The sequence below is a fragment of the Streptococcus sp. HF-100 genome, assembly GCF_015594635.1.
Lineage (GTDB): Bacteria > Bacillota > Bacilli > Lactobacillales > Streptococcaceae > Streptococcus > Streptococcus vaginalis.
Window position 1 is genome coordinate 1 of record NZ_JADNQV010000007.1, and the last position, 13,081, is coordinate 13,081.

12 protein-coding genes are annotated in these 13,081 nt (G+C 38.2%); 4 read left to right on the top strand and 8 right to left on the bottom strand.

Annotation, left to right across the window (positions count from 1 at the left end; all coding sequences use genetic code 11):
• The 6 genes from IYQ23_RS07315 to IYQ23_RS07340 form a co-directional block, all read right to left on the bottom strand.
• Positions 1–2,455, bottom strand: a 2,455-nt coding sequence (locus IYQ23_RS07315; protein ID WP_195674513.1) for a GBS Bsp-like repeat-containing protein, incomplete at its 3' end; no start/stop codon positions are given.
• A 34-nt stretch (positions 2,456–2,489) separates the two neighbouring features.
• Positions 2,490–3,140: a DUF6287 domain-containing protein gene (locus IYQ23_RS07320; RefSeq protein WP_195674514.1), complete on the bottom strand. Its 651-nt coding sequence runs from the start codon at positions 3,138–3,140 to the stop codon at positions 2,490–2,492.
• A 141-nt stretch (positions 3,141–3,281) separates the two neighbouring features.
• On the bottom strand, positions 3,282–3,821 hold the full coding sequence (locus IYQ23_RS07325; RefSeq protein ID WP_021002108.1) for an SH3 domain-containing protein: 540 nt from the start codon (positions 3,819–3,821) through the stop codon (positions 3,282–3,284).
• A gap of 403 nt (positions 3,822–4,224) precedes the next feature.
• Positions 4,225–5,097, bottom strand: coding sequence for a helix-turn-helix domain-containing protein (locus IYQ23_RS07330; RefSeq protein WP_022526473.1), 873 nt, complete (start codon positions 5,095–5,097; stop codon positions 4,225–4,227).
• Positions 5,098–5,250: 153 nt separating this feature from the next.
• Positions 5,251–5,877 (bottom strand): SGNH/GDSL hydrolase family protein, encoded by a 627-nt coding sequence (locus IYQ23_RS07335; protein WP_195674515.1) that lies wholly within the window; start codon positions 5,875–5,877, stop codon positions 5,251–5,253.
• Positions 5,859–6,707, bottom strand: coding sequence for a Cof-type HAD-IIB family hydrolase (locus IYQ23_RS07340; protein WP_195674516.1), 849 nt, complete (start codon positions 6,705–6,707; stop codon positions 5,859–5,861). Before IYQ23_RS07340 ends, IYQ23_RS07335 begins: the two co-directional genes overlap by 19 nt.
• A 355-nt stretch (positions 6,708–7,062) precedes the next feature.
• Between IYQ23_RS07340 and IYQ23_RS07345 the strand changes: the two genes are divergently transcribed.
• On the top strand, positions 7,063–8,208 hold the full coding sequence (locus IYQ23_RS07345) for a cobalamin-independent methionine synthase II family protein (RefSeq protein ID WP_195674517.1): 1,146 nt from the start codon (positions 7,063–7,065) through the stop codon (positions 8,206–8,208).
• A 502-nt stretch (positions 8,209–8,710) separates the two neighbouring features.
• On the opposite strand, the gene IYQ23_RS07350 is transcribed toward IYQ23_RS07345, so the two are convergent.
• A complete protein-coding gene (locus IYQ23_RS07350; RefSeq protein ID WP_195674518.1) occupies positions 8,711–9,097 on the bottom strand; it encodes a VOC family protein in 387 nt (128 codons plus the stop codon).
• On the bottom strand, positions 9,087–10,526 hold the full coding sequence (locus IYQ23_RS07355; RefSeq protein ID WP_195674519.1) for a glycoside hydrolase family 1 protein: 1,440 nt from the start codon (positions 10,524–10,526) through the stop codon (positions 9,087–9,089). Before IYQ23_RS07355 ends, IYQ23_RS07350 begins: the two co-directional genes overlap by 11 nt.
• 111 nt (positions 10,527–10,637) lie before the next feature.
• Between IYQ23_RS07355 and IYQ23_RS07360 the strand changes: the two genes are divergently transcribed.
• The 3 genes from IYQ23_RS07360 to IYQ23_RS07370 all read left to right on the top strand — a co-directional run bounded on the left by IYQ23_RS07360 (position 10,638) and on the right by IYQ23_RS07370 (position 12,996).
• The gene (locus tag IYQ23_RS07360) at positions 10,638–11,507 is read left to right on the top strand and encodes an AraC family transcriptional regulator (protein ID WP_195674520.1); all 870 of its coding nucleotides are present in this window, start codon (positions 10,638–10,640) and stop codon (positions 11,505–11,507) included.
• A gap of 14 nt (positions 11,508–11,521) precedes the next feature.
• The gene (locus IYQ23_RS07365) at positions 11,522–12,067 is read left to right on the top strand and encodes an HXXEE domain-containing protein (protein ID WP_195674521.1); all 546 of its coding nucleotides are present in this window, start codon (positions 11,522–11,524) and stop codon (positions 12,065–12,067) included.
• 92 nt (positions 12,068–12,159) lie between these two features.
• A complete protein-coding gene (locus IYQ23_RS07370) occupies positions 12,160–12,996 on the top strand; it encodes a C39 family peptidase (protein ID WP_195674522.1) in 837 nt (278 codons plus the stop codon).
• The last annotated feature ends 85 nt before the right edge of the window (positions 12,997–13,081 follow it).

Genomic DNA, 13,081 nt, shown 5'->3' on the forward strand with positions numbered 1-13,081 from the left:
GACGGCGGATATCTACACTCAACTTATAGGTGCCATCTGTTTGCTTAATCGCATCGTACCAGATCACATCATCTTGACCGCCTTGGCTAGACCAAATAGGTAACTTCACTGTCTTCACACCCTTGGTGGAGCTGACATTCGTTACCACCACATCAAAGCCTTGCGAGGTCTTATTTTCAATGTGAATCGTGCCAGTCACCTGAACAGGCTTAGGAGTTTCTTCATTTGTTAAGGTTGCAATTGGGATATAACGGCGTGTACCACTGTAGCTAACATAACTAATCCATTGATGATGATCTGCGTCTAATACCTTATCATAGCGAATCCGTTCTCCTCTTGCAAAGGTAAATTCAGTCTTAGCCGTCATTGTGGGACTATTTTTGACTTCAACTTCCTTTTTAAAAGTATAAACTCCTTGAGACGGAATGGATTCTCTTGCAGAACTTGGTGCCACTACGGTTGTCTTGGTACCGCTAACACCTCTTACTTTGCCATTTGATTCAATGTAGTAAAGGTGAATATTATATTCGCCATATTCCCCCTTGTGCTTGTCAACATTGACAGAAACTTTATAATTTCCATCACTTTGCTTAGCGGCATCATACCAAATAATATCATCTTGACCGCCCTTATCTGTCCAGATAGGAACTTTCACTCTAGAAATTCCATTGCTGTCTGACGCATTTGTAATCAGGACATCAAAGCCTTGAGATGTCTTATTTTGAATGTTAATGGTGCCAGTCACACTATATTTTGGCTCTTCCACCTTAGTCGTGGTACCCGTTACACCTTGTAAACTGCCATCCGACTGAACGTAATACATGTGAATGTTGTATTCGCCTCGATTATTTTTATGGCGACGAATATCCACACTCAACTTGTAGGTGCCGTCTGTTTGCTTAGTGGCATCGTACCAGATTACATCATCTTGACCGCCTTGGCTAGACCAAATAGGCAACTTCACCGTCTTCACACCCTTGGTCGAGCTGACATTCGTCACCACCACATCAAAACCTTGCGAAGTCTTATTTTCAATGTGAATCGTGCCGGTCACACTATATTTAGGTTCTTCCACCTTAGTCGTGGTACCCGTCACACCTTGCAAGCTGCCGTCTGACTGAACGTAATACATGTGCACATTATAGTCACCGTAGTTATTCTTATGACGACGAATGTCCACACTCAATTTATAAGTGCCGTCATTTTGCTTAGTGGCATCGTACCAGATGATGTCATCTTGACCGCCTTGGCTAGACCAAATAGGCAACTTCACCGTCTTCACACCCTTGGTCGAGTTGACATTCGTCACCACCACATCAAAGCCTTGCGAGGTCTTATTTTCAATGTGAATCGTACCTGTCACTTGACTTTGAGCTGGTCTTTGAGGTGCTGGCTGAGCTAACTTTGTAACAGCTGCATAACGACGCATTCCACTATAAGAAATATAGCTAATCCATTGATAACCATCATTTTCCAACACTTTATCATAGTTAACGCTATCGCCTCTATTAAAAGTAAATTGTGTCGGAGCTGACCATTTGGCTTCATTCTTAACCTCTGCCGTTCCAGAGAAAGTATATCTTCCTCTAGAAGGGAGTGTTCCTGTTGAAGAAGGTGTTGGCTTTGCAGGTTGAACTGGTTCTGTTACCAACTTATTAATAGCCGCATAACGACGGATACCGCTATAAGAGCGATAGCTAAGCCATTGGTAACCATCCGCAATCAAAACTCGGTCGTAGTAAACGCGATCGCCTGCATTCACATAAAATTGCAATGCTGCACTTGCTTTCGGTTCATTTTTCACTTCTGTACGTTTCGTATAAGTATAGTAACCTTGGCTTGGTAAAGAAGGTACAGTTTGTATTACTTTGGATTCTGCCAAACGTGCTTCGTGCGCTATTTGCGTTTTATCCATCAACTTTGCGACATCAATTTCTTTTTTTCCTGCTTCTTTTTCAGCAGGATTCTTTTCAACTTTTACAGTTGTTGAAGGCTTAGTTGTGTTTGTTGTTTTATCTACAGATGAATCCGTTATTTCATCTTCGGTCTGTGTTGATGCATCTACAGTAGTAGATTGAACACGTCTTGTATCTGTTGCTGCAGAGGCAGTTTTGTCTACAATTTTTGTAGTTTCTTGAGTATCTACAGAAGACTTTTCAACAGACATCATAGTTGCTGATGAACGAACTGGTGCAGGTGCTTTTTCAACAACGTCTTTCTGAGTTGTTGCTGTTTGAGGAGCCACAGCAGTTGATCCAGTTGTGTTTTGAATATTATTTTTTGCGGCAGTATTTACTTGAGACGTTTCAATACTTGTGTCTGTTGTAACTTGTTCATCAGCCGATACTGCTTGACCACCCATAAAGAGGACACACCCAATCAAAACAGAAGCTGCACCACACGAATATTTACGAATGGAAAAACGTTGTTCTTTATGATCAAACATTTTTTTCATCACTTGTCCTACTTTCTAATTTATTTCTATCATCTTAATTTTTGTAGAAAGGATGTGTATTGGCATTTTCATCTTGCCCACTCAAAATCCGGTCTGTATTAGAAACCTGTCCCGTAACAGGATCAGCTACACCAGCAGGAACCACAATAAAAGCAGCACCACCTACTTGAGCGTCTTTAGGATAAATCGTTCCCCAAAATGTGTTCGCGACTATTTTTTCAGAAGTAAGACCATACTCTCTTTTCTCACCTGCAAAAGCAGCTTGACCATTAGAATTAATGGTAATACTTTTTCCCAAGTCATTACTCCAAGTTCCTGAAATTGTTGAAAAATCACCACTAGCAAGAGCGTTTACGTCAACTGTAGACTTTGCTTCTGCTGCAGGAGAAGTATTACTATCGGCGTTAGTTGCACTTGAAGAGGGTTGAGTAGTTGACGATTGAGCAGGTGACATCTGTTCACTAGCAGCAGATTGAGTACTGTCCCCTGCTTTTTTATTACTACTCGCGTTAGCAGTCATCTTTTTCTTAGCTTTAGATGATTTTGCTTTTTTAGAACTACTTTGTGCAGTCTTTACTGTCGAATGGTCATTCGAATCAGTTTTTGTTTCATTTTTATGGCAAGCGCTCAGTAAAAGCAAAGAGCACAACATAGTTATACTTGCTAATTTATATGAATTTTTCATTGTATTTCCTTTCTTTTTCAGGAATCCTTAAATTCCAAAATCATTATACAACTTTATTTTGTAAAAATTAACACATTTTATAAATGTTTGTAATTTATTTGTAATATTTCTCTTGTCCAAGAAAAAAGGTTAACAATATCTTTAATGTTTTACATCTGAATAGGCTATGTAGTAACGCTTAGACTCTGTTCCATTAGAAACTACAAAACTATACCAATTTTCACCGTTTTCAAAAACATACTGATCCCAATCAACATTTCCTTTAGGATAAGTATAAGCAACTTCGCTTGATTTATCTGGTGAAGCATAAACTGGCGTGTCTTGGTACAGTTCAAGAGTTCCAGAGGTCACTTGAGTACCTCCTCCTTGAGATTGAACAATTGAAGGAGTCGAAGATTGCTGACTACTTGCACTATTTTGGCTATTTGAATTACTAATCTCTGATGATTGAGCATTTGTAACCGAATTGTCTTGCTCTTTATCAGTTGTTTTATTATCATTAGTAGACGTTTTGTTATTTTGAGAAGCTTTTGTCTTTTTAGAACTACTACTTTTTGTTGTTTTCGTTGTTTTTACTGAATGTCCATTTGTCCCACTTTTGACTTCGTTTTTATGACAAGCACCAAGTAAAAACAAGGAACATAACATGGTTACACTTGCCAATTTATATGATTTTTTCATTGTATTTCCTTTCTTTTTCAGGAATCTTTAAATTCCAAAGTCATTATATAACTTTGTTTTGTAAAAATCAACATATTTTAGAAATATTTGTAATTTATTTGTAACAATTACCTTGTTCTCATATTCCTGATAGGAACAACAAAATTTTGATAACATTTTTTATGTTTTTCACAGAATTAAATCTCCTTTCTAGGTACACATTATATACCTTTGAATAAACTATTTCAATAGATTTTTATAAAAATAGTTATTTTTTTTGTAATTATGACTATAATCATCTTACGTGTTTGGATATATTCACTTAGTTGTAAGGTAGCAGTTCAAAAAATAAAACACGAATAAAATTAGCCCCATAATCAACTGGACATAAGATTATTCGTGTTTTCTAAAATTTATCTTTAACTTACACTTTTTGAAAATTATCACGAAGATACTTTTCAAGCGTCAATGCCATTTTTTCATTACCGCTTAGTTTATATAATACTTGCGAAAGTGTAAAATATTGTTTTACAATACTTTGGCTAGAAAAATCCTCGCTAATATTCGCTAATATACAGTATAAATCTGCTAATAAATAACTACAACTGTATTCATTACATTTTTCAATAACATCAAGCGTTTCCTCTATTCCCTTTTCAATCTGAGAACTTTTCCAAAGATATCGGCAAAAATTATATCTAATTTTAATATAAATTTTCAGCTCTATTATATGAGTAAAGTCAATACTTTGAAGTTTAGGTAGTACTGCTTGATAACATTTTTCAAATTCATCATTATTTTTTTCTTCTAAAAAGAAATTAAGCAAGGTATTAGAGATACGGAGGTACATTAACTCATCTTTACTTAATCGCACAAGCATTTGTTCTAATTTTTTAATAGCCTCTTCTCTTTTATTATCACAATGAAATGAAACAATTGCCCCTATCCATTCAAGATAATTTTGGTCTGATAGTGGCAATCTATGTTGTTTATCAATTTCTAAACTGTATAAATATTTTAATGAATCATACTCACGCTTTACTAGAAAAGATTCTACCAACTCTTTAAATTGTACCAACTTAGATGTCTCACCAAGTACACTATCATCAAAAAAATAGTTCATTGTTACATTCATTTTTTTTGATAATGAATATAAAAGATCCGAACCAGGCATATACTTGCCTTTTTCCATTCTACTAATCTGACCTTGCTCACATACCCCTTCTGCTAATTCTTTTTGGGATAACCCTAATTCCAATCGCTTACTTTTTAATCTTGTAGCTAATAATGTACTCATACTATTCCTTCAACATTTTATAATTATTTTTCATTATATCATATGAGTTAAAGTATATAAAATTAAATTTTTATGACAATAATAATTTTTTGATATTATCCCCATTAAAACGAGTTCAAAATTGCTAATCTATAGTTGACTCAAAGATTACAACTATTCTGCTATTCGCTCTGCCAGCATTTGATAGCCTGCGACCGTCAAATGCAGCCCGTCAGTGGTAAATGCTTCTTTTAATTGTCCTGTTTCGTCTAGCAGGTCGTCATAGACATTTACAAAGGTCACATTCATATAAACAGAAGCTAACTCTTGATAAGCATGATTGAGGGCTTGAATTTTTTGATTGTTTCTTCGATGAACGCGCTTTTTGTAAGTAGCGGTTTCATTGATTGGTAGGACTGACAAAAGACAAACTTCTGCAAGAGGATAATTCCTAGCAATCGTTTGGATGATACTTTCCACATTTTTTACTGTTTCTTGCTGGGGGATTTCCTTGCCAATATCATTAGTACCGATAAGGAGAAAGACCTTATCAACTGCCTGCCCAAATAAAAGAGATCCTAAATGCTCTAGCAACAAATCGGATCGATAACCTCGAATTCCACGGTTTATTAGTGTTTTTGACGTTTTTAACAACTCATGCAAGGGAAAATACTCTACGATAGAATCTCCCAGAAAAAGTACATCGGGATCTTTGACGGATATACGATTCAAATCGTGGTATTTTTTTCTGATCTGCTTTTGCTCATTCAAAAGCCATTCGTCTAATAATTGGACAGCCATTGACTCTCTCCTTTGCTCAAATAGTTCTCTAATACTGTCAGGACGCCCGCCTCTGTATTTGCTGGTGCAAGGTGATTGGCAACTGCCTTGGTTTTAGGATCCGCATTCTCCATAGCATAGGAAATTCCTGCTAATTGTAGCATTTCAATGTCATTTTCACTATCTCCAAAGGCCATGATTTCCTGCTCTTGAATTTCCCATTTTTGCATCAATTGCTCTAACCCCCAAGCTTTATGGATCCCTTTTTGCAAAATGTCAATCGCTCCATAGCCGCTTGTGACCGCATTTAATGTGTCTGCAAAATCCTGATTGAGCTCTCGAGTAGCCTGAACTGCTACTTGCTCGTTTACCACCATACTCATTTTCAGAACTTGCGGAAAATCGTCTGGACGTAATGTTTCGACAAAGTTTATCTTTCGGTAAAATTCTTGCGCCATTTCTGCTGTCATGACTTTTTCAATCATAGGGAAAATCGTTCCCGTTTTGACAAAAGCGCCATTTTCAGCTGTGACGACGAGGTGCACATCACGTTCTCTCCCTTCAAAGTAAGACAAGACTTGTTCCACCAAGTCTGGAGACCAACATGTACCCAGCAGTACCTCGTTTTTATCAAAAATCCGTGCACCATTTGCAGCAATCAAGGCCACGCGCTCCAGCAAATCCCCAAATAACAAGCGCATTCGGTGAATTTCATTGCCCGTTGCCACCACAAACCGAATCTCCCGCTTGTCCAGCTCATCCAATATATTTTTCAACCGACCTCGATCGAATTCCCCTTTTTCATCTAAGAGCGTTCCGTCCATATCGGTCACAATCATCTTAATTGTCATGTTATCACCTCTAACAATCATTCATTTCAAATTCAAATCTCGTCGTTCATTTATTTCATGATGTACAACTATCCTTTTGCTATTTCTGTAATTTTGCTTGGATAATACAGGACAGGATTGGCTACATTTACATCCTATTTCAAAAGGATTATAGCACATTTAAAAAATAGTAAATAAACCTTTTTCTTCTATTTTATCAAAAAGAGGGGTGAAGAGGAAACAATTGTATTCAAGCAAGGATTGGTCTTTTTAGGTATAGTTTTAAACTATGTCCTTTCCTCCAAATTAACTATTTTTCAAAAGTGCTTAGCTTGTGTACAATAAAAAGTAAGAAATTTAGAAAGAGGCTTTTGACATGACACAATCAAAATTTCAACTTGTTGGCTCTCTTCTTCGCCCAGCCAACCTCCTTGCCTACAAAAATAAAATCGAACATCGTGATGATATTCACTATCCATTTTACGACAGTTTTCCCGGCTATCTTGAAACAGAGACAGCAGCGATAAAAAAAGTGATTGCTGATGAAAAGGCAAACGGTATTGATATTCTGACAGACGGCGAATATTCGAAATCAATGTGGCACTTAGACTTTGTTTGGGGTCTTAAAGGTATTGAACGCTATATTGCAGACCATGGTTACACTTTCCAGGATCACGACGGCGGACAGTATGAGACTCGCAAAGACATTGGTATCCGTATCACTGAACCTCTTTCCGGGAAGAATCATCATTTCTTAGACATTTACAAATTGCTCAAGGAAGAAGCTGGTAATACGCAAACCAAATTAACCATTTGGGGACCTGCTCATGCTTACACAGAACTGGCTATCTTTGACGGGCTGGCTGGCGATGATCAAGTTTACAAAACAAATGAAGAATTAAAGGCCGGTCTCATCAAGGCTTACAAAGAATTCTTGGCGGAATATAAAGAAGCTGGCGGTAAAATTATCCAGTTTGACGACTGCCTCTGGGAACTTTTTGACGAATCAAATCCTGCTTCATTTTTTGCCGATGGCAATGCTGCGCTGGCTGATTTAGCTGATGAATTCATTGCAATCAATAATGAAGTGGCTGATTACGGACATCAGCTAGGACTAAAAGTTTGGACACACAACTGCCGCGGAAATTATGAAAGCCGATCTGCTTCAGGCGGAACTTATGAAGCCATTGCGGAAAAATTCTTACGTGATCAACACTATGACCGCTTTTTCTTGGAATGGGACAGTGATGTATCTGGTGATTTGAAGGCTCTTGCTTCTCTTAAAGATAAAGATGCCGAAGTTGTCCTTGGTCTCCTTTCTAGCAAGACAACTGATCTGGATGATGAAGAACGTGTGCTTCGTTTATTAGAACAAGCCAGCACTATCCTTCCTAAGGATCGTCTCCTGCTGTCACATCAATGCGGTTTTGCTTCCTGCGATTCAGGCAATGAACTAGCTATTCCACAACAATGGGCCAAAATCAAACAAGGTCAAGAAATCGCTAAGAAGTTTTGGGGCTAAGTTGTACGCGACGACAGCTCTTGTAACTATTTAGTGATCCCTTATAAAACGTGAGACGAACTTCTTTTTGAGGTTTGTCTTTTTTGACCTTTGGCAATAAATACGACTGAAAAGGAGGAAAATCAAAGCGATTTCTCTATTTGGCAAATTTTTAAGGTAAAAATAACAGAGAACTACACTTGCATATTTTCTTTCTAATAATGTCTATGTTACAACTTTCAGTTCATCTGTTTAACATGAAAAAAGAGGCTGAGCAAAAAGTATCTCAGCCTCATGCATTTTATCGTTTAGCTTGCAAGACGCAGTGGTTGGTTGGATAGCCTTATCCCTTGTTATACCGGCGATAGCGGCTATCCTAACCAACTTGTGCGGAGGTGGGAGTAAAACAGTCCAGTGAACTGTTTTAGGTCAGCAACTAGAAACTAGGACTTGCTGAAAAATCACATTCTTCGAATGATTGATGTCTGTCCCACTCTCTATTTATAAGGAGCAAATTTATCAATTATACGGTCAACTCAATCTGATTGCCTTCTAAAGCCAGAATGCAGCTTTCATAGTAGCCATCACCCGTCAGACGTGGACCGCTTAAAAGCTGATAGCCGTCTGCTTGAAGCCTCGCTGTCAGTTCATTTACCTTTTCTCTACTTCCTAGACTAAATGCCAGATGGTGATACCCCAAAAAGAGAAGTTCTTGGTTGTTCTCCGCTAAACCTTCCTTTCGAGTCATGATTTCCAATCTCGCCCCTTCGTCAAAGCTGAGGAAGTAAGACTGAAAACCTGTTTTTTGATTATGGTAAAGCTGATTACTTTTCGCTTCAAAATATGTTTCAAAGAAGCGTTTAGCCTCTTCTAAATCTCGAACATAAAGGGCTGCGTGCTCAATCTTCATAGAGTTTTCCTCCATTCGTTGCAATAACTTCTTTATACCAATCAAATGATTTCTTCTTATAGCGAGCCAAAGTCCCTGTTCCATCATCGTTTCGATCAACATAGACAAAGCCGTAGCGCTTGCTCATCTGAGCTGTTGAAGCAGACACAAGGTCAATACAGCCCCAAGTGGTGTAGCCCCAGAGTTCAACACCATCTTCAATTGCTTCGCCGACCTGCTGTAAATGCCGTTTAAGATAATCAATGCGATAATCATCTTCAACAGTCGGACCATCAGGACCATCTACCAAGACATCTTTCGCACCAAGACCATTTTCTACGATAAAGAGCGGTAACTGGTAACGGTCATAGAAAGCATTGAGAACCAGACGCAGACCAATTGGGTCAACTTGCCAACCCCATTCAGAACTTGCCAGATAAGGATTTTGCAGACCACCTAGAACATTTCCACGACCAGAAGAATAACTTTCTGGATCATGAGCTTGAACCACACTCATATAATAAGAGAAGGAGATGAAGTCCACGGTATGCTCTGCCATCAATTCCTTATCACTCGGCGCAAATTGAATCTCAATTCCATTTTCCTTGAAGAAACGGTTCATATATGCTGGATATTTACCACGCGCATGAATATCTGAAAAAAGATAATTCTGATTTTCAAACGCACGAGCAGCCAGTACATCCTCTGGTTTTGGCGTCATTGGATAGGCTGGCATGGCTAGTACCATACAACCAATCTTAAAGTCTGGATTGATTTCATGCCCAATCTTCGTTGCAAGAGCTGATGCCACTAGTTCGTGATGAACTGCTTGATAAAGATCTTGCTTGGACAATTCTTCTACTGGTGTTGCAATCCCTCCACTCATAAACGGCGCATGAAGAACAGAGTTGATTTCATTAAAGGTCAACCAATAGTTCACCTTGTCTTTGTAGCGAGTAAAGACGGTACGAACATAGCGCTCATAAAAGCCAATCAAATCACGATTTGCCCAACCATTATACTGACGTGCCAAATGCAAAGGTGTTTCATAATGTGACAAAGTCACTAAAGGTTCAATGCCATATTTTGCCAATTCATCAAAAAGATTGTCATAAAACTTTAGACCTGCTTCATTTGGCTCCGTTTCATCGCCATTTGGGAAAATCCGTGACCAAGCAATAGAAGTACGATAAACCTTGAAGCCCATTTCTGCAAAAAGGGCAATATCTTCTTTGTAACGATGATAAAAGTCAATTCCTTCCAATTTTAGGTTATCAGCTGTTGGCCTATCTGTAATCAAAGGATTGAGATCACCTGCATTAGCTGGTATGCCACCTTTTGGCGTCACATCTTGAACCGAAAGACCTTTACCGTCCACATCGTAAGCACCTTCGTATTGATTGGCAGCTGTTGCACCGCCCCAAAGAAAATCTGCTGGAAATTTACTCATGACTTTTATCTCTTTTATTTTTTACTTAATTATATTATAATCTTAGACAAGAGTATTTTCTAATACAATTCTCTTATAAATTGGTATTATTCTACGAAAGAGGCAACACTTATGGATCTGGGAACATTACACAAAGATATCGTTTACAAAAATCAAGGCACTCCTTATTCTCTCACACGAACTATTACAAAAAACGGTCAGCCGGACATTCTCTTTCATTGGCATACGGATGTTGAGCTGGTTTATGTTCATGAGGGAACTGCGCAGTTTCACATTAATTATGATTACTTTAATAGTGAAGCAGGTGATATTATCCTCATTCGTCCCAATGCTCTTCACTCCATTCACCCGATTGAAAATCAACGCCACTATATGGATGCGATTAACTTTCATTTGGACTTAATGGGCTATTCTGCTATGGATCAAGCTAGTATTGAATATTTGCAGCCGCTTTACAATGGTCAGCTGGATTTTGTTCGTGTCATCAAGCCCAATCAGCCAGCCTATGCAGACATTCGGCAGTGTTTACTTGATGCCATGAAAACAGGCTATTATCGTACAGAGTATTTTGAATTTCAACTCAAAGCCCAGCTCAATCAACTTTTTTATCTCTTATTTGAAAATGGCTATGTGATTTCAAAAGAGCAATCCTTAGAAGGCTATCGCAAGGAAGAAAAAATCCGTACCATCATTGACTATATCAGTAGTCATTATCAAGAGGAACTCACGATTGACCAGCTTGCTCAAATTTGTGGTTACAGCGATACCCATTTCATGAATTTCTTTAAGAAACATCTTGGGGTATCTTGCATGGAATACGTGATTCAATTTCGCTTGCGAAAAGCGGCTGAACTCTTGCAACACTCTACCTTGCCCGTCCTAGAAATTGCTACACAGTCTGGCTTTAACAATCTCTCCAACTTCAATCGTCAGTTTAAAAAGTATTACCAAATAACTCCTAGTCAATATCGGAAAAAATAACAAGGAGGCATTCAATGAAAGATACTATCTGGTTGTTTCCGCTGCTGTTCATTTTTCATGATTTGGAAGAAATCATCGGCTTCATGCCGTGGATAGAGCGGAATGAAAAACTACTGGAGAAAAAAGCTGTCTTCATTTTAAATACCCACAAAAGCTTATCCACAGAAGGTTTCGCACTAGCCGTGGCAGAGGAATTTGTCGTGGTGCTCCTCGTCTCATTCTTTGCTCTTATTTGCCACACTCTCCTACTTTACCTCATCTGGCTGGGCGGATTGGTCGCTTTCGCTCTTCATTTGGTGGTTCATATCCTGCAAGCTATCTGGCTTAGGCGCTATATCCCAGCTCTTGCGACCTCTATCCTGTGCTTACCAGTTTGTAGTATCATCATTTGGAAAACAAGCATTTTACTTCATATTAACACAGTTGAACTGCTCTTTTTCAGTCTCATTGGCATTCTCATCGTCATCAGTAATCTCTTTTTTGCACTCTGGTTAGGTAAACAGTTTTCCAAGTGGGTAAATAAGATTTTTTACAACCCAGAAAAGATTGAAAAACTGTAACATAAATGGTACACTAAAAATGTAAACGGATTCATGGGATTAAAGTTAAAAATGCAGCATGATGATTTTGAGGAATAAGAGGAGATAGAATTATGAAAAAAGACATACATTCGTCAATCGTTTTCTTATTAGTTTTCATTCTTATCACTGCATGTACTCACGGAAAAACAGCACCAGCGAAGTCATTAGATACTGTTAAAATCAAGCAAACGCAAAGCTCTCATTTTTCTACTTCTCAACAAAGTGCTTCTAGTTCAAGTCAGACAAGTTCTTCTCAAACCGCAACTCCTGAAGAAAGCAATGCTTCAACTGCAAATGAAAAGGTCCCCTCTGAATCTATAGATAACACAGACAAAGACAGTCATGCAGGAGGAAAAAAAGTTCAACTAAACATCTCTACAATTGTCCAACGACGGTGGAATTACTGTGCTCCAGCCACAGTATCCATGATACTTGCAAGTAGAGGTCTTCAGGTTGACCAAGCCCAGTTAGCCAACGAAATGGGAACAGATGAAACTTTTGGAACTCATAATAGCAATGCCATAAAAGTTTTAAATCGCCATTTGTTTGGCTACGATGTACCGTCAGGAAATCAAGCAGGTTATCGTTTAGCAACTGTAGCGAGTCCTAATTCTGATTCAGAAGATATGAAACGATTCAAAAAGCGTCTAATTCAAAATATCAATGACGGCTATCCAATGTATTATACTATTGATAATTCAAAAATGTATCCAGGTAGAAGTGGAGAGCATAATGTTATTGGTGTAGGATATGGCTTGACAGCAGATGGTTCAGATGTTGCCTATATATATTACATAGATCCTTCTTATATGGTTCAAGATCCTGTTTATGCTGGGTTGAAAATTGTTAGTCCAGAAGAATTGCTACATGCAATGGTAAGTTGTACTGAGCCAAATTATGCATGGTAAAACTCTTCTATCCTATTACTGAATTATATCGAAAGCAAAAAGCCAGAAATTCTTCATGCAAGAATCTCTGGTCTTTTTTCTCTAA